This window comes from Microbacterium sp. MPKO10, from assembly GCF_026107415.2.
GTDB lineage: Bacteria > Actinomycetota > Actinomycetes > Actinomycetales > Microbacteriaceae > Paramicrobacterium.
The window spans coordinates 542,835-557,800 of record NZ_JAPCHX010000002.1; the positions used below are offsets into that span (position 1 = coordinate 542,835).

15 protein-coding genes are annotated in these 14,966 nt (G+C 62.6%); 7 read left to right on the forward strand and 8 right to left on the reverse strand.

The features are described 5' to 3' along the window. Positions 1-12 precede the first annotated feature (12 nt). Entirely contained in the window at positions 13-588 is a 576-nt protein-coding gene (locus OK352_RS07160; RefSeq protein ID WP_265140753.1) for a HEAT repeat domain-containing protein, read from the forward strand. Between the two features lie 7 nt (positions 589-595). On the opposite strand, the gene OK352_RS07165 is transcribed toward OK352_RS07160, so the two are convergent. Next, entirely contained in the window at positions 596-1,501 is a 906-nt protein-coding gene (locus OK352_RS07165) for a macrolide 2'-phosphotransferase (protein WP_265140754.1), read from the reverse strand. Between the two features lie 260 nt (positions 1,502-1,761). Between OK352_RS07165 and bla the strand changes: the two genes are divergently transcribed. From bla to OK352_RS07180, 3 genes are all read left to right on the forward strand, one after another. Further along, positions 1,762-2,691: a class A beta-lactamase gene (bla, locus tag OK352_RS07170; protein ID WP_265140755.1), complete on the forward strand. Its 930-nt coding sequence runs from the start codon at positions 1,762-1,764 to the stop codon at positions 2,689-2,691. A 268-nt stretch (positions 2,692-2,959) separates the two neighbouring features. Continuing rightward, the gene (locus OK352_RS07175; RefSeq protein ID WP_265140756.1) at positions 2,960-3,643 is read left to right on the forward strand and encodes an NAD(P)H-binding protein; all 684 of its coding nucleotides are present in this window, start codon (positions 2,960-2,962) and stop codon (positions 3,641-3,643) included. A 95-nt stretch (positions 3,644-3,738) separates the two neighbouring features. Next, entirely contained in the window at positions 3,739-5,217 is a 1,479-nt protein-coding gene (locus OK352_RS07180; protein WP_265140757.1) for an MFS transporter, read from the forward strand. A 221-nt stretch (positions 5,218-5,438) separates the two neighbouring features. Here OK352_RS07180 and OK352_RS07185 read toward each other — a convergent pair whose 3' ends face one another. The 6 genes from OK352_RS07185 to OK352_RS07210 form a co-directional block, all read right to left on the reverse strand. After that, entirely contained in the window at positions 5,439-6,179 is a 741-nt protein-coding gene (locus tag OK352_RS07185; protein WP_265140758.1) for a cysteate racemase, read from the reverse strand. Further along, entirely contained in the window at positions 6,176-7,177 is a 1,002-nt protein-coding gene (locus OK352_RS07190) for a D-cysteate sulfo-lyase (protein WP_265140759.1), read from the reverse strand. The genes OK352_RS07185 and OK352_RS07190 overlap by 4 nt, the downstream gene beginning before the upstream one ends. Positions 7,178-7,259: 82 nt before the next feature. After that, positions 7,260-8,702, reverse strand: coding sequence for a Na+/H+ antiporter NhaC family protein (locus OK352_RS07195; protein ID WP_265140760.1), 1,443 nt, complete (start codon positions 8,700-8,702; stop codon positions 7,260-7,262). 260 nt (positions 8,703-8,962) lie between these two features. Continuing rightward, positions 8,963-9,643 carry a GntR family transcriptional regulator gene (locus OK352_RS07200; protein WP_265140761.1) on the reverse strand — a complete coding sequence of 227 codons (681 nt, stop codon included), beginning with the start codon at positions 9,641-9,643 and terminating at the stop codon, positions 8,963-8,965. Between the two features lie 93 nt (positions 9,644-9,736). Next, positions 9,737-10,261 carry a Clp protease N-terminal domain-containing protein gene (locus OK352_RS07205; RefSeq protein ID WP_265140762.1) on the reverse strand — a complete coding sequence of 175 codons (525 nt, stop codon included), beginning with the start codon at positions 10,259-10,261 and terminating at the stop codon, positions 9,737-9,739. After that, on the reverse strand, positions 10,254-10,466 hold the full coding sequence (locus OK352_RS07210; protein WP_265140763.1) for a helix-turn-helix domain-containing protein: 213 nt from the start codon (positions 10,464-10,466) through the stop codon (positions 10,254-10,256). Before OK352_RS07210 ends, OK352_RS07205 begins: the two co-directional genes overlap by 8 nt. A gap of 214 nt (positions 10,467-10,680) precedes the next feature. Here OK352_RS07210 and OK352_RS07215 point away from each other — a divergent pair, with 214 nt between their 5' ends. The 3 genes from OK352_RS07215 to OK352_RS07225 all read left to right on the forward strand — a co-directional run bounded on the left by OK352_RS07215 (position 10,681) and on the right by OK352_RS07225 (position 14,066). Then, positions 10,681-12,555, forward strand: coding sequence for a BCCT family transporter (locus tag OK352_RS07215; RefSeq protein WP_265140848.1), 1,875 nt, complete (start codon positions 10,681-10,683; stop codon positions 12,553-12,555). 89 nt (positions 12,556-12,644) lie between these two features. Further along, positions 12,645-13,184, forward strand: a complete 540-nt coding sequence (locus tag OK352_RS07220; RefSeq protein WP_265140764.1) for an MOSC domain-containing protein — start codon at positions 12,645-12,647, stop codon at positions 13,182-13,184. 222 nt (positions 13,185-13,406) lie between these two features. Further along, entirely contained in the window at positions 13,407-14,066 is a 660-nt protein-coding gene (locus OK352_RS07225; protein WP_265140765.1) for a hypothetical protein, read from the forward strand. 217 nt (positions 14,067-14,283) lie between these two features. Here OK352_RS07225 and thiE read toward each other — a convergent pair whose 3' ends face one another. Continuing rightward, a complete protein-coding gene (gene thiE, locus OK352_RS07230; protein ID WP_265140766.1) occupies positions 14,284-14,964 on the reverse strand; it encodes a thiamine phosphate synthase in 681 nt (226 codons plus the stop codon). Between the last annotated feature and the right edge of the window lie 2 nt (positions 14,965-14,966).

Here is a 14,966-nt window from a genome sequence, read left to right on the forward strand (position 1 = left end):
TACTGTCGAGTAATGGGCGCGGAAGAATGGCTGACGGTCTCGCCGCACGAGCGTGCTGAGGCAGCGCGCTTGGAAATTGGCGCACATGTGCTTGTGCGCTGGTGCGGCGATGTTCTGGCCGGACGTATTCACCTCGAGACGTCATCGGTCGAGGAAGACCCCGATCCACGATGGCTCGCCGGCAGGCAATGGGAGAGCTGGGGACCGCCACGAACCTGGCCCGAGCGCGGCCTGGACTACTGGCCGCGCGTGTGGGCGGCACGCACCCTGCTCTATGTCGGCGATGAGGGTGGGCAGCGGGAGATCATTCGCGGACTGTCCGATACCCAGTGGCGAGTCAGAGAAATGTGCGCCACGGTTGTGGCCCGTCACGAAATTGGAGAGGCCGGAGACGACTGTGCACGCATCGTCGAGACGGATGCACACTCGCGTGTGCGCATCGCCGCGCTGCGAGCGCTCGCCGTTGTCGGCGAATCCGAGCACGCACCAGCGGTGATCGAGACGCTCGATGATGTTGAGGTTGGTGCCCGTGCACGCGACACGCTTCGGGCCATGGAGCGACGCCTGGATCGCCCTCTGAACGCGTGACGGTGTTCTACTCCGACGCCGGATTCAGCAATTCTGCTGCGGTGCTTCGATGCTGTTCGTCACCGGTCATCAGCGCGAAAAGTCCGTAGCCGATCGGGCTGGCTGCGAATCTCTCGGAGCAATGATCAGCGAGGCGGGGCCAGACGCGACCGCCGTTTTCGACGTAGGTCCGCACGGTCAGATCAAATGCTTCTGGCGACGCGAACGCCTGCTGGAACGCGAAGTCTTTCGACGGGTCGCCGATTTCGGCAGTCGTCCAATCGAGTACAGCCGTGATGCGTTCGCCGTCGAGGAGCGTGTGCGCGGGGTAGATCTCGCCGTGGGTGAGTACCGACCAGTCCGGCCAGAACGTGTCATCGGCGAGCCAGGCGTGCCATCGTGAGTTCGTCTGCGGCGCAACCTCGAATTCTGCACTCACTGTGTCGATATCGGCGCGCCATTTCTCGCGAACATCGGAGGGGCTGAGGACGTCTATGCCGGTACCGCGCACCTCGGACGGTTCGATGGCATGCAACTCGGCGAGCAGTTCGCCGAGCGACGTTGCGTACACGCTCGATGTGGGATCGTACGACCAGACCGGAGCTCCCGAGTCGTCGAGTGTTAGCCCTGGCATACCGGGAAGAAGAGGATAGGCGATCAGCCGGTCCGAGACGATCTGCCAATCCGGAACACGCACAGACAGGAGTGGTGCGACCGCTCGGAGCAGGCGTCCTTCTACGGTGGCGCGTTCGACAACGTCCGCCCGGCGCGGCATTCGAAGCACCCACCTCGTGCCGTCGGCTGCCTGAGCGATCGCCACGCGGAAGTCCAGTCCGGCTTCGATGATGCTGATCGTCGATGCGTCGATGTCGAGCCCGTGTTCAGCCGCTCGGTCACTGATATCCGCGGCATCCGCGGGCGTCCTCGAAGACATGCGACCAGGCTCTCATACGAGCAGATCTGTTGGGGCACTTTGCGGATCGACAGCGAAACAGAGCGAGTGCGCCGGCGTGAAACTCCGCAGCACGGAAATTTCGATCCAACGACATGGGCGACACGGTGAGACCTGCCACACGCGACGACCCGCGAGTGTGTCCATTGTCAGTGGCTATCTGGGCGTGGAACGCTGTGGAAATCATCACAAGCAATGGGCCACAGCGTAGAAAGGCGCTCGGTCGAGGCGAGAATTGATGAATGGCAGGAACCTTCTTTCGAACGACCGCCGTCGTCCTGGGCATGGGGCTCATCGCTGCGCTGACCGCATGCGGTACCCCATCGGGCGATGAAGGCATTGTCGGCTCAAGCGCATCGCCGTCCGCTCCCGCGTCGACTCCTACGACAACTGAGAATGTGGAAGTCGCTGCACTCGAAACTCGCTACGACGCTCGTATCGGTGTGGTCGCCCGCAACCTCGAAACAGGGGCGCAGATCGCTCATCGTGCCGATGAGCGTTTCGCGTTCGCATCGACGAACAAGACGATGATCGTCCTCGCGATGCTTGATGCGACAGACGACGAGGATCTCGACGCGATCATCCATTACGACGAGGGTGATCTCCTTGAGTACGCTCCGGTGACATCGCAGCATGTCGACACGGGCATGTCGATTCGCGATCTGTGCAAGGCAGCCATCGACATGAGCGACAACACAGCAGCAAATCTGGTGATGGACCAGGTAGGCGGGCCCGCGGCCGTCGAAAGCTACCTGCGCTCGTTGGGAGACGAGACGATATCTGTCGACCGGACTGAGCCCACTCTGAATGACGTACGCCCCGGCGAGACCCACGACACGACGACCCCGGCAGCGATGTCTCTCAACCTCGAACGTGTTGTGCGTCATGACGGCATCGACGTTGATGATTCAGCGCAGCTCAGGGAGTGGATGCAGGGCAATACAACCGGTGACGACAAGATCAGAGCCGGAGTGCCCGACGGGTGGACCGTAGCCGATAAGACCGGGTCCTCGAGTGTCTATGACATCTCAAACGACGTCGCCATCGTAGAGAGCCCCTCCGGTGAACTGTATGTGATCACCGTCTACACCCGTCAGCTCACGGAAGACGGCGTCTCTCCCGACAATCTCATCGCCGAGGTGGCACGAGTCGTGTTCGATGAGCTGGGCTGAGGGGGCATGCCTCATGGACACTCATCGATGAGCACACGTCTCGTACGCAGCGGTCGACCCGTCGCCCCAGGTCACTAGGCTGTTTGCATGGTGGACAAGCGTCACCGGGCAGTCTCGGCGGTTGGCCTCAGCGTGCTCGGCTCGCGGTACCAGCAGAACGACCCCGCCGGAAGACGACTGGGATGAAAGACTGATGCTGCCACGCGGACGCTTCGCGCCTCCAAGCAGCACAGACAACAGGCGCCAGCTGGCGCAGAAGGAGGTTCTCATGGCCGACAAAAAAGTGGTCATCGTCGGCGGACACGGAAAAATCGCCCTGCTCGCGGTGCCAAAGCTGGTCGCAGCGGGATATCGCGTCGAATCGCTCATTAGGAACCCCGATCACGCAGCCGATATCAGGGACGCCGGTGCCGAGCCCGTCGTGCTCGATATCGAAACCGCCGACGTCGGGGCTCTCTCCGGAGCCTTCGCTGACGCAGAAGCTATCGTGTTTTCCGCCGGAGCCGGTGGAGGCAACCCGGACCGCACGCGGGCCGTCGACTTCGAGGCCGCCGTGCGGACGATCACCGCAGCCCAGGGCGTCGGTGTTTCCCGCTACGTGATGGTGTCGTATTCGCGCGCAGCCGTCGACATCGACACGCTCGACCCTGAGAACTCGTTCTACGCGTACGCCAAGGCGAAGCACGATGCTGATGTCGCGGTGCGAGAGTCTGAGCTTGATTACACGATCCTCGGGCCGGGGAGGCTCACTCTCGAGACTGCATCGGGATTGCTCACCGTTGCTGATGAGGCGGGCGAGGGCATTGACCGTGACCTGACTCCGGAACAGAAGGTCACGTCACGTGAGAACGTGGCGGAGGTTATCACGTACGTCATTGCGCAGCATGCCGCTGTGCGTGACACGGTCAACTTCTTCGACGGAGACACCCCGATCACCGACGCGCTCGCCTGAGTCGCGGCGCGGGGCGGCCACGTGCTGACCCCGCGCCCGAGGAATAAATAGCCGCACGATGTGTGTTGGCTATAGGTGGATGCACGGGGAGGACTATGTCGGAGAGAAGTACGATCGAGTCACGGGGCGGCGCAGGCGGAGAGCAGCCTGACCCCGCACGGTGGCGCATTCTTTCGGTGCTTCTCGTCGCGATCTTCATGTCGCTCATCAGCGTCAGCATTGTCAACGTGGCGCTGCCTTCGATTCAGAATGGTCTTGACGCCTCACAATCCGACATTCAGTGGGTGCTGTCTGGGTATGCACTCACCTTCGGAATCGTCCTCGTCGCCGCCGGCCGAGCAGGAGACCTCATGGGCCGCGGCGGGATCTTCATTCTCGGTGTGGCCGTCTTCACGCTGTCGTCGATCGCCGCAGGACTCGCGCCCAACGCGGAGTGGCTGAATATTGCCCGCTTTGTACAGGGCGTCGGTTCGGGGCTGCTGAACCCGCAGGGTGTCGGCATGATTCAGCACTACTTCCGTGGGGCCGAGCGTGGCAAGGCCTTCGGTTATTTCGGAAGCACCGTGGGAGTCTCGGTCGCCATCGGCCCCGTCCTGGGCGGGCTCATCATCAACCTCGGCGGCGCCGATCTTGGGTGGCGGCTCACGTTTCTCGTGAACGTCCCGGTCGGCGTCGTCGCGATCATTCTTGCCCTGATGTGGTTTCCACGACCGCTGATCAGCAGGGGAGCACGACAACCAGTCGATGGCCCGGCACCGGCTCGTCGCAGCCGTTCGATGGACCTGGTGGGGGCATTGCTGCTCGGCTTCGCCGTCCTGTCGCTGCTGTTCCCGTTCGTCGAGACCGAGGTCTCCCCATTCATCTGGCTGCTTCTTCCCGTCGGACTTCTTCTGATCGCCGCCTGGGTAGCGTGGGAGCGTCGATACGCGCGCCTGGGGAACAGCCCGATGGTTGACCTCAAGATCTTTGCGACGCGAAGCTTCGCGAACGGCACGGTCATCGTCACCCTGTACTTTCTCGGCATGACGAGCGTCTGGGTGCTCGTGGCCCTGTACATGCAGCGCGGGCTCGGTCACTCGGCCTTCGAGGCCGGCCTCGTGGGGATTCCATCGGCCATTCTCTCGGCCTTCTCCGCCCACTGGGCAGGCAGCCGGGTGATGCTCTATGGCCGCAAGATGGTCATCAGCGGCCTGCTGATTGCGCTCTTCGGCCTGGCATCAACGATCGCCGTCGTCCTCTTGACTCAGGAGGGCGTGGTCAGCGAGTGGTGGCTTCTGCTGTCACTGGCGTTCATCGGGATTGCCCAGGGCGTCGTGATCAGCCCGAACCAGACGCTCACACTCGCCGATGTTCCGTTGAACTATGCGGGAAGCTCGGGAGCAATCATGCAGACGGGCCAGCGCATTGGAACATCTGTGGGAATCGCTGTTGTCACGGCGGCAGTCTTCGCTTCCCTGTCGTTCACCGAATGGCCCGGTGCGATGGCTATCGGCTTCACGCTCATCGGACTCGTGGTGATCGTCTCACTCGTCTTCGCGCTTGCCGATCAGCGCTATCGCAGGCGGACCGCTTAACGCAACGAGGCGATCGGTGGAGGCAGAGACACACGCCGACGTTGTGGGGCGTCGCCCCATCGTCGGCGCCTGTCGGGTGCCTCCCGCGCCCTGACAACGAGAAACGCCCAGTCACGGGAAACACGGTCGGGCGCGGGGACCGTGATTGCCCTGTGCCGGCGTTGTCGCTTCCGTCTCGAGGGACACCGTGCACACGGATCATTACTCCAATCTGTGCGGATTCACGAACGCTCCGGTGACACGAGGGCGGGGCGCTCGACGGCGGCACTCACAGCTCGCAATGCGAGGGCGTGCGACGGATCGATGACGGGGATGCTGGTGGTCAGCCGCGAGACCAGCACCGAAATCTCTGTGCACGCGGCGATCACTGATGTGACGCCCTGACGCGCAAGGGCATCGAGGATCGACGCGGTGACGTCACGCACGACTCGTCCCGTGTCGCCAGCTTTCACCTGGTAGATCACCTGCATCAGCCGCGCCTGAATCTGCGGCGTTGGCACGACGGCCTCCAGCCCGCGCTCTGATAGAGCCTCTTGATAGAGCCCTGCATCGATCAACGCCTCTGTGGCGAGGAGCCCAACTTTTCCCGTTGACGACGCCTGCTGGGCCTGATCGGCTGCGACATCGATAATGCTGATGAACTGGATGTCGGTGTCGGCGACAGCATCCGGCATGTAGGCATGGACGGTGTTGCACGGCACGACGAGAATCTCGGCTCCGCTTTGCACAAGCTGTTGCACGCCGCGACGCAACCAGGGGAGCGGACTCTCACCTCGTGACGCCAGGGCCCGCGTGCGGTCAGGAGCCGTCGGGTCGGCCCAGATCACGACGCGCAGATGGTCCTGATCGCGCGAGGCCGGCGTTGCTGCGATGAGCTTCGCGTAGAAGTCGGCTGTCGCGGCGGGGCCCATCCCTCCGAGCACACCGACCATGCGCGACGTCGTGTTCGTCTCGCGTGTCATTCGGCGAGGGCCTCGGTCTGGTAGGCGTAGAGGGCGGGGGAGCCGCCCGTGTGCACGAAGAGCACATTCGCGTCTTTCGGGAACGCTCCTTCGCGCACGAGACCGATGAGCCCAGCCGCTGTCTTTCCCGTGTAGACCGGGTCGAGAAGGATGCCCTCCAAGCGAGCGAAGAGCTGAATTGCCTCGGACATCTCTGGCGTGGGGAGCGAGTATCCGGGGCCCACGAAGTCATCGCGGACCGTGACAGCATCAGGCCGGATCTCGTGGATGCCTCCTGCGAGCTTCGATGCGGCGTTTGCGAGCCCATTCAGCTTGGCCTCTTGTGGCTCCTTCGGCGCGCGGACGCTGATGCCGGTGATCGGGATGCCACTCTGAGCACCTTCGAAGCCGGCGACCAAGCCCGCATGTGTTCCCCCGGAGCCGCTCGCGCACACGACGTGGTCGAGTCGGAGTTCCTGTTCAAATGACTGCGCGAGGATCTCATCGGCGCACGCGACATACCCGAGCGCACCGAGAGGGTTCGAGCCACCGCCGGGGACGATGTATGGAGCACCGCCCTCGGCTGTGACAGCATCCGCAGCCTTCTGCATTTCGGCGGCAAGGTCTGTGCCCCCGGGAACGACGGTGATCTGCTCGGCGCCCAGGAGTCGGAAGAGGAAATTATTGCCGCTCGCGCCCGGATCGTATGACCCTTCGACGCGCTCTTCGAGCACGAGGCGGCACGCCAGCCCCTCTTTCACCGCGGCCGCAAGGGTTAGGCGGCAATGGTTCGATTGGACGGCGCCGGTCGTGATGATCGTGTCTGCACCGTGGGAGAGTGCGTCAGCCATGAGGAACTCAAGTTTGCGCGTCTTGTTTCCGCCCGATGTGAGCCCGAGAAGGTCGTCGCGTTTGACGTAAATGTTGGGACCGTCGAGATGCTCGCTGAGACGTGGCAGGTGCTCAATCGGCGTGGGCCCATCAGTGTATCGGCGGCGGGGAAATGTCGCGAGGTGCATGGTGTGTTCCTTCGTGTCGTTGGACGAGGTCAGTGGACGAATATCAGTGAGTGTGGCCAGTGGGTGAGGCGTTCGCGCTCGCTCAGGGCCCGTGCGGGGCAGACGGGGTATCAGCTGAATACCTGCGGTTCCAGCCGGTGAGGATGGAGACGAGGAGCACGACGAGCAGGCTCCACGCGTAGGGGTTGAGGAAGGCTGCGGCGATGCTGGGTGCTGGCAAATCGTGCGCGTTCGCCGCCGCGAGGACAGTGACGAACCAGACGATTACGGCGTTGTGCCACGGCAGCATGTAGAAGACGGTGTTCGCGCTGCAATCCAACAGGTTGGCGGTCCGTGACGGGGTCAGTCTGTGGCCCAGGCCGAGTGGCCGGGCGATCGTTGGACCGACGAGGAGAATGGCGGGGGCGTTCGAACCGAGCGGGATGGTGAAAAGGACGGTGACGGCGACGATCGTGAGCTCTGCACTTCGCACCCCCTTGGCCGCCCGCTTGCGCAGGCCCGCGAGCACCTTCTCCATCAGGCCGCTGTCGCTTAGCAGCTGCGCGAGCGCCAGTATGAACAAGACGAGAATGACCGCGCCCGTCACTCCCGCGATTCCGTCCTCGATGAGTCCGGTGCTCTCGCCGCGTTCGCCCGGGATCGCGAAGACGGCGGCCGGTTGCAGGAGCCCCGTCGGAAGCCCGATCACCATGGCAGCGACGGTTCCCCAGGTCAAGGACGCAATGATGTGGTGACCGCGCACGGCGAGGAAAATCACGAGAGCGAATGGGATGAGCATGAGCAGGCCCAGTGGGCTGGAATTCGCACCCAGTGGATTCTGGGTGACTTCTCCACCACCGCCGAAGATGGCAAAGGCGACGATCGAAATTCCGGCTGCTGTCAACGCCAGCGGGAGGCGCGATTTCACGACGTCACCCATCGCGGCATTTTGGGTGAAGGCCGAGCTGATTGTGGAGTCGGAGACAGGGGCGATGTTGTCGCCGAAAGCGCCGCCGGCGATGATGGCGACGGCAAGCATCGTGGGATCCGCGCCGAGAAACACGCCAGCAGGGTAGAGCACAGGAACCATGGCGACGACCGTGCCGACGCTCGTTCCGGTTCCCGCGGCGAAGATGCACGCGAGAACAAATGCGAGAACGGTGAAGGCTGCTCCGTGCAGTCCGGTGGAGAGGCCCAACCAAAGTAGGCCATCAACGAGGCCCGCGCCCGAGAGCACGGAGCCGAAGATTCCTGCGAAGACAAACGCGGCAATGATCACAGCACCTGTCTTGTCGCTGAGGCCGCGAATGATTGACTCGGCGCATCGCGCGCGCGTGGTCGAGAGAGCCAGCGCCGTTACGATCGCAGCCCAACCGCCAACCCAGAAGCCTGAGATGGTAGCTCGCTCGGTGATGGACAGAACAGCAAGAACGGTGACGAAGACGAGAGCTGGGACGAGGGCCGTCACCGGTCCACCCAGCATGGTCACGCGTTCGTGGGCGGGCGGCCCGACAGCACCCATCGTGTGTCTTGTTTCTGCAGTCATCAGCACTCCTTTATGCTTTAGATCTGATATTTGATTAAATCTAATCAGAGATTAGGCTGCAAAATAAGCTTTGTCAATGAGGGAGAGGCTCCGCCTGTCCGGAGCTGATGGCCTGTGTCAGGCGTGGCACAACGTGGGCATACTGTCGAGACCCAAGAGGGCGGATCTCGGAGAATTGTGGACGCGGGTAGGCTGCGGAACACCGGAGGTGCGAGCGCAGGGCCTGCGAGCACAGGGGGGTCTGGGCGCCTGAGTCTGTGTCAGCGTGCGGAGTTCTGCTCGGTCAGATAGTCAGCCAAAGCATGAGCAGCTTCACGTACGTGACGACGCGTCGCGGACTCGGCGTCCTCGGCCGAGCCGCGCGCAAGGGCGGCAATGATGCTGGCGTGTTCTTCGATGGCGATCTGCACACGGCCGGGGACGCGTGATGAGACGTTGTTGCCGATGCGGACCTGACCGAGCAGATTATCTGCGAGGGAGAGCAAGCGGTGGTTACCGGAGTTCTCCCAGATCGTTCGGTGGAATGTGACGTCGAGATCTCGGTACGTCGCGATGTCTCCCGCCGCGACAGCTTTTCGCTGCTGCTGCAGAAGGCTTTCGAGGCGAGCAATAATGTCGGTGCGCTCATCGAGCTGGGCGACGCGGCGCGAAGCGACGCTGTCGATCACCTCGCGAATCTCATAGATCTCGAGGATGTCCTTGCGTCCGAGTTTGGGGACGAAGTATCCGCGATGCTCGTGGATCTCGAGCAGCCCCTGTCGCTCGAGCGCGGCGAGGGCTGTTCGGATCGGCGTCGGCGAAAGCTTGAGGATCTCGGTGAGGGGCTGCACGGTCACGCGATTGCCGGGCGCGAGCTCACCCGTGAGAATCAGGTCACGGAGGTGCTCGTAGGCGATCTCGACATAGCTGTTACGCCGATCCGTCTGCGTGCTCGCGGTCATGCTGATGAGTCTCCCTCGAATGCGGTACGGGATCGTTCCTTCTGTGATTGTATGAAAAATACAATCACGCCGTCGATCATCGGCGTGTGTCGATCATGCTGCCTCGCTCTCGACGAGCGTCGCGCGCAGGCTATCGGTATCAGCGCCAGCCGCGACAAGTGCTTCGTACCCTGCACCCTCAGTGCGCAGAAGTCCCAGAAGGATGTGGCGGGATTCGATGGTCCTCTCGCCCAGGCGAATCGCTTCGCGCAGCGCGAGCTCGAGAGTCTTCTTTGCATCGTTGCGAAAAGGGATGTGCCGTTTCGATGTGCCCGCATTTCGGAATGCTCCCGCACCGAAGACGGCATCGGCCCGGGCAACAACGTCGTCGACGTCGATCCCGAGTGACAGCAACGCTTCGGAATCGAGTCCAGCCGTTCCCGCGTCGCCGCGTAAGCGGGCGAGTGATGCCTCAGCATCCGGAATTGTCGTGCGAAGGGCCCGAGCCGCCGTATCGCTGCCATCGGCAAGGGCGAGCAGCAGATGCGTCGAATCAATCTGCGGTGCTCGCACCTCTCGAGCGATCGACTGTGCTCGAATGACAACATCACGTGCACTCTGTGTGAACTTTTCAAACATGTTTGCTCTTTCCGTGTTTCTTATGGACCGCCTGCCGTGACACGTCGAGTGCGTCCGCGATCTCCTGCCAGGACATGCCGAGCTCGCGGGCCCGGGTCACGTGGAGCACCTCGAGTCGCTCGGCCAGCTCGCGGAGAGATCGCACCGCGCGTAGTCCGACGCGCGGATCGTTGTCGACGGCCGCATCCAGTGGATCTTCTGTCATGATGTCAACCATAGTTGACGGGCGATCGAACGTCAACTCCAGTTGACAACGTGTGATCCGAACAAGGTTCTGCGCTTACCCAGCTCGGCTCGATCGGCGTGCGATGTGGCACGAAGAATAAAACGGGCGCTACCCTGACAAAGTCCGAAGCGGCCAACAACGCAGTACGGAAGACAACGGGGCGTGGTCGACAGCGTCGAGCACACCGATGACTATGAGCAACGCCGATTCAACTGAAGATCTCATTCAACAACTGAAGAAGAGCGCCAGGCGGCGCAAGCTCGAGAAGGTCCGCGGAACGGACTGGGTGGTGTTCAGCATTGCTGGCGTACTTGCCGTCGCCTTCGTCGTGTGGGGATTCGTCACCCCTGACGGCCTCGGCACGGTGGCAGACGCGGCACTCAACGGGACGATCAAGAACTTCGGCTGGCTGTTCGTGATCGCCGCAACGGTTTTCACCGTGTTCGTGATCGTCGTCGCGGCTAGCCGCTTCGGTGCCATCCCCTTGGGCAAGGACGGTGAGACTCCGCAGTTCAGGACTTCATCATGGATCGCCATGATGTTCGCCACGGGTATGGGCATTGGACTCATCTTTTACGGCGTCGGCGAGCCGCTGTTCTTCTACATGTCGCCGCCTCCCGGCACTGTCGACGGGCAGATTCCCGCTGCGGTGAGCACGGCCATGGGAACGACGATGTTCCACTGGACGCTGTATCCCTGGGGCATGTACGCGATCGTCGGTCTCGGAATGGCCTACGGCACGTACCGGCTGGGGCGGAGTCAGCTGTTCTCGTCAATGTTCACCTCACTCTTCGGCCACAAGGCCGTCAACAGCTGGGGCGGCAAGATCATCAACATCCTCGCGATCATTGCCACGCTCTTCGGCTCGGCATGCTCCCTCGGTCTCGGTGCTCTGCAGATCGGAGGAGGGCTTCAGTCCACCGGCATCATGGAGAACGTGGGCACGGGGCTTCTCGTTCTCATCATCGCGATTCTGACCGCGATGTTTGTCGCCTCAGCCGTGTCCGGTATCGAGCGCGGCATCCAGTGGCTGTCCAACATCAACATGGTGCTTGCGATCCTGCTTGCTGTGATCATCTTCATCGGGGGCCCGACGCTGTTCATTCTCAATGTGATCCCCGACGCGATCGGCGCGTTCATCGGTGATCTTCCGCAGATGGCATCTCGAACGCCGTCCAATGATTCGCCGGCACTGGCTGAGTGGATGTCAACCTGGACCATCTTCTATTGGGCCTGGTGGGTGTCGTGGACGCCCTTCGTGGGCTTGTTCATCGCGCGTATTTCTCGTGGACGCACCGTCCGACAGTTCGTCACGGGTGTGCTGCTCGTTCCGTCTGCGATCTCCGTGATCTGGTTCGCGATCTTCGGCGGCGGTGCGATTGGTCTGCAAGAGCGCGCTGAAGCAGCGGGCGATACCTCGGGCATGCTCGCGAAAATCGTCGATGGAACGCCGAACATCGACTTCGATACGATTCTGTTCGATCTGCTCGCCAAGATGCCTGTGCCCGGCTGGGTCACAGTCATCCTGATGGTGATCGCGGTGATCCTCGTGGCGATTTTCTTCGTGACCGGGGCTGACTCAGCGTCCATCGTGATGGCCGGGCTCTCTGAAAACGGGGCGGAAGAACCGACGAAGAAGCTCACGCTGTTCTGGGGTGTGGCCACGGGTGCTGTTGCCGCCGTCATGCTGTTGGCCGGCGGTGATGACCCGGCCGAAGCGCTCAACGGGCTCAAGAACATCACCATTGTGTCTGCCGTGCCTTTCGTGATCGTCATGCTGTTGCTGTGCGTGGCGCTGTGGAAGGACCTGTCACGAGATCCCCTCGTCTTGCGCGGGCAGCTGGCCAGGCGTGTGCTTGTCGAGAGCGTCGCGAGCGGTGTCGAGAAGCACGAGGGTGTTTTCGGGCTCGCGACCGAGCAGCCAGAGAATGAGGGCAAGCCGAAGCGTCGGTTGTTCGGGCGGAAGCCGTCGGGGCAGGACACACAGGAACAGGATGCTGCCACGAGCACGCCCGCGGAGGCGGACGTGACTCGTGAGGAGCCGACAGATACCAGCAGCCAGGAATGATGCCCGGATATGACAGCCAGGGATGGCGGTCAGGGATAATGGCCAGAGAGGCACCGGGCGGCGCTCATAGGCAATAACGAGGGGCAGCAATGACAGCATCCGTGGTGGGAGTTCACCGCAGCGGCACCCACTCATTCAGCAAGCCGACCGTCGATGAGATCACTCTCGTCGAGGGAATCGGCGTGCAGGGTGATGCGCATGCGGGCACGACAGTGCAGCACCGCTCTCGCGTGAAGAAGAACGCGTCGACTCCGAATATGCGGCAGGTGCACCTGATCCACCGAGAGCTGTTCGATCGGCTCAAGGGTGCCGGATACACGGTGGTGCCCGGGGAGCTGGGAGAGAACATTACGACGAGCGGAGTTGATGTGTTGGCGCTCCCTGTCGGTGCGAGGCTGACGATCGGCGAGGCGGTGATCACGGTGACGGGCCTGCGCAACCCTTGCCACCAGATCAACGACGATCAGCCCGGATTGATGAAGCAGGTTCTCTATACAGGCGAGTCGGGGGACGTGGTGCGGCTGACCGGCGTCATGGGGATCGTGTCACGTGGCGGTGTCGTGCGAGCCGGTGACGAGATTGACGTGACTCTGCCGCCTGAGCCGTACTATCCGCTCACTCCCGTATAGCGGCGGGCTGCGTCGACGCTCATCCCGACCGAAGGGACGCGACGCCTGCTCATTGCCCGGCACGGTGCCTCCGCGCCACGATCACGCTGGTGCGTCTGCCGCGCGCTCTTATGGACTCCGCTTTCGCGTCCAGCATGGGGACTAGCACCCATCCCCATGGATTTGGTCTGTCCACCCGCGCTACCGTCTCAATACAGCAACCAGAGAAGGACGGTGAAAGCAATGCGTACACGCATGGCGGTCACATCAGCGATCGGAATTCTGGCACTCGTACTCACGGGATGCTCGGCGGGCCCAGAAGAGCCAGCGGATGACTCGCAGCAGACCGAAGAGACGTCAGAAGCTCCCGCAGACGAGGCGGAGACAGAAACAGACAACTCGGACGAACAGGCCGGGGACGCGACAGCACCGGGTACGGAGTTGTCGTTGGGGGACACAGCGACTGTTCTCTACCCCGACACCGATGATGGAGAGCAGATGCTTGAGATCACCGTGACCGAGGTCTCTGAGGCTCCCTTGAGCGACTTCGAAGCCGCCGGGGATGACTTCCTCAAGCAGCTGGAAGGCTACACACCGTACTACGTGAGCGTTGAGGCGACGAAGATCGAGCCGTTCGAGGTTGAACTCGACGGGAAAGATCCGATCGACGGCATGTTCGCCTTCGACAGTGACGATAACCGGGCAGCGCCGGTCAACATGATCGGAAACTTTGAGCCCTGCGACAACCAGTACATGGAAGAGGCGAACGATAAGGGTGAGCCGCTGGAGACCTGCATGATCTTCGCGGTTCCCGAGGGATCAGAGCTCGGGTCGGTGGCGTGGGCACCGAACGATACTGAATTCAGCTACCTCGACGGTGACCCGGTCACCTGGAAGCCCTAAGCTCAGATCGCACCAGGTTCTGAACCACAGCGAACTCCCCGAAAGAGCGGCCGCGCGGCCCTTTTTCGGGGAGTTCGTCGTGTCTGGGATGCCGACGAGTCCGCCCGTGGGTGCTGCCGCGTTAACGGAGCAATGGGCCTGGGCCGCTCCCGTCGGTGCAGCCGGCTCGGCCAGATGGGTCAGTAACGGTCAGTCCAACGAGACGGGTCAATAACGGTCACTCCAAACGGTCTCGGAGCGCCCGTGCGGCCCGACCCACGTTGTCAGCGTCGGTGACCGCCCGCACGACGACAATGCGGGATGCTCCAGCGCCGACGACGCGGTCCAGACGTGTTCCGCCCGTAATGCCTCCGATCGCGAACCAGGGTTTGCCGGCGAACTCGGCGGCACGCCGCACTGGGTCCAGCCCGACAGCATCCCGCCCGGGCTTAGTCGGCGTTTCCCAGACCGGTCCGACGCAGAAATAGTCGATCTCGTCGTCGTTCGCCGCCTCCGCCTGACCGATGGAGTGAGTCGATCGGCCGAGAATTACGTCTGGCCCGAGGATCGACCTCGCCTGCTCACTCGACAAGTCGCCCTGCCCCACGTGAAAGACGTCGGCTCCGACGAGTGCCGCGACATCGGCACGGTCATTCACAGCGAACAGCTTTCCGTGCCGTCGGGCAGCGGCCGCCAGCACTTCAAGTGCCTCGATTTCAGCACGCGCCTCAAGAGACTTGTCGCGCAGCTGAATGATATCGACACCATTCGCATACGCGGAGTCGAGAAACTGCGCGAGATCGCCGCGGTCACGCCGCGCATCGGTGCAGACGTAGAGGCGCGCCCGGTCGAGAGCCTCCCGCCGGGCCGTGCGGACGGCATCATCGGTCAACGTCACGGGTCGAAGTTGTGTGGGCATGT

Coding starts and splice junctions, on each gene's coding strand:
- OK352_RS07160 (WP_265140753.1), top strand. CDS start 13: ATGGGCGCGGAAGAATGGCTGACGGTCTCGCCGCACGAGCGTGCTGAG.
- OK352_RS07165 (WP_265140754.1), bottom strand. CDS start 1,501: ATGTCTTCGAGGACGCCCGCGGATGCCGCGGATATCAGTGACCGAGCG.
- bla (WP_265140755.1), top strand. CDS start 1,762: ATGGCAGGAACCTTCTTTCGAACGACCGCCGTCGTCCTGGGCATGGGG.
- OK352_RS07175 (WP_265140756.1), top strand. CDS start 2,960: ATGGCCGACAAAAAAGTGGTCATCGTCGGCGGACACGGAAAAATCGCC.
- OK352_RS07180 (WP_265140757.1), top strand. CDS start 3,739: ATGTCGGAGAGAAGTACGATCGAGTCACGGGGCGGCGCAGGCGGAGAG.
- OK352_RS07185 (WP_265140758.1), bottom strand. CDS start 6,179: ATGACACGCGAGACGAACACGACGTCGCGCATGGTCGGTGTGCTCGGA.
- OK352_RS07190 (WP_265140759.1), bottom strand. CDS start 7,177: ATGCACCTCGCGACATTTCCCCGCCGCCGATACACTGATGGGCCCACG.
- OK352_RS07195 (WP_265140760.1), bottom strand. CDS start 8,702: ATGACTGCAGAAACAAGACACACGATGGGTGCTGTCGGGCCGCCCGCC.
- OK352_RS07200 (WP_265140761.1), bottom strand. CDS start 9,643: ATGACCGCGAGCACGCAGACGGATCGGCGTAACAGCTATGTCGAGATC.
- OK352_RS07205 (WP_265140762.1), bottom strand. CDS start 10,261: ATGTTTGAAAAGTTCACACAGAGTGCACGTGATGTTGTCATTCGAGCA.
- OK352_RS07210 (WP_265140763.1), bottom strand. CDS start 10,466: ATGACAGAAGATCCACTGGATGCGGCCGTCGACAACGATCCGCGCGTC.
- OK352_RS07215 (WP_265140848.1), top strand. CDS start 10,681: ATGAGCAACGCCGATTCAACTGAAGATCTCATTCAACAACTGAAGAAG.
- OK352_RS07220 (WP_265140764.1), top strand. CDS start 12,645: ATGACAGCATCCGTGGTGGGAGTTCACCGCAGCGGCACCCACTCATTC.
- OK352_RS07225 (WP_265140765.1), top strand. CDS start 13,407: ATGCGTACACGCATGGCGGTCACATCAGCGATCGGAATTCTGGCACTC.
- thiE (WP_265140766.1), bottom strand. CDS start 14,964: ATGCCCACACAACTTCGACCCGTGACGTTGACCGATGATGCCGTCCGC.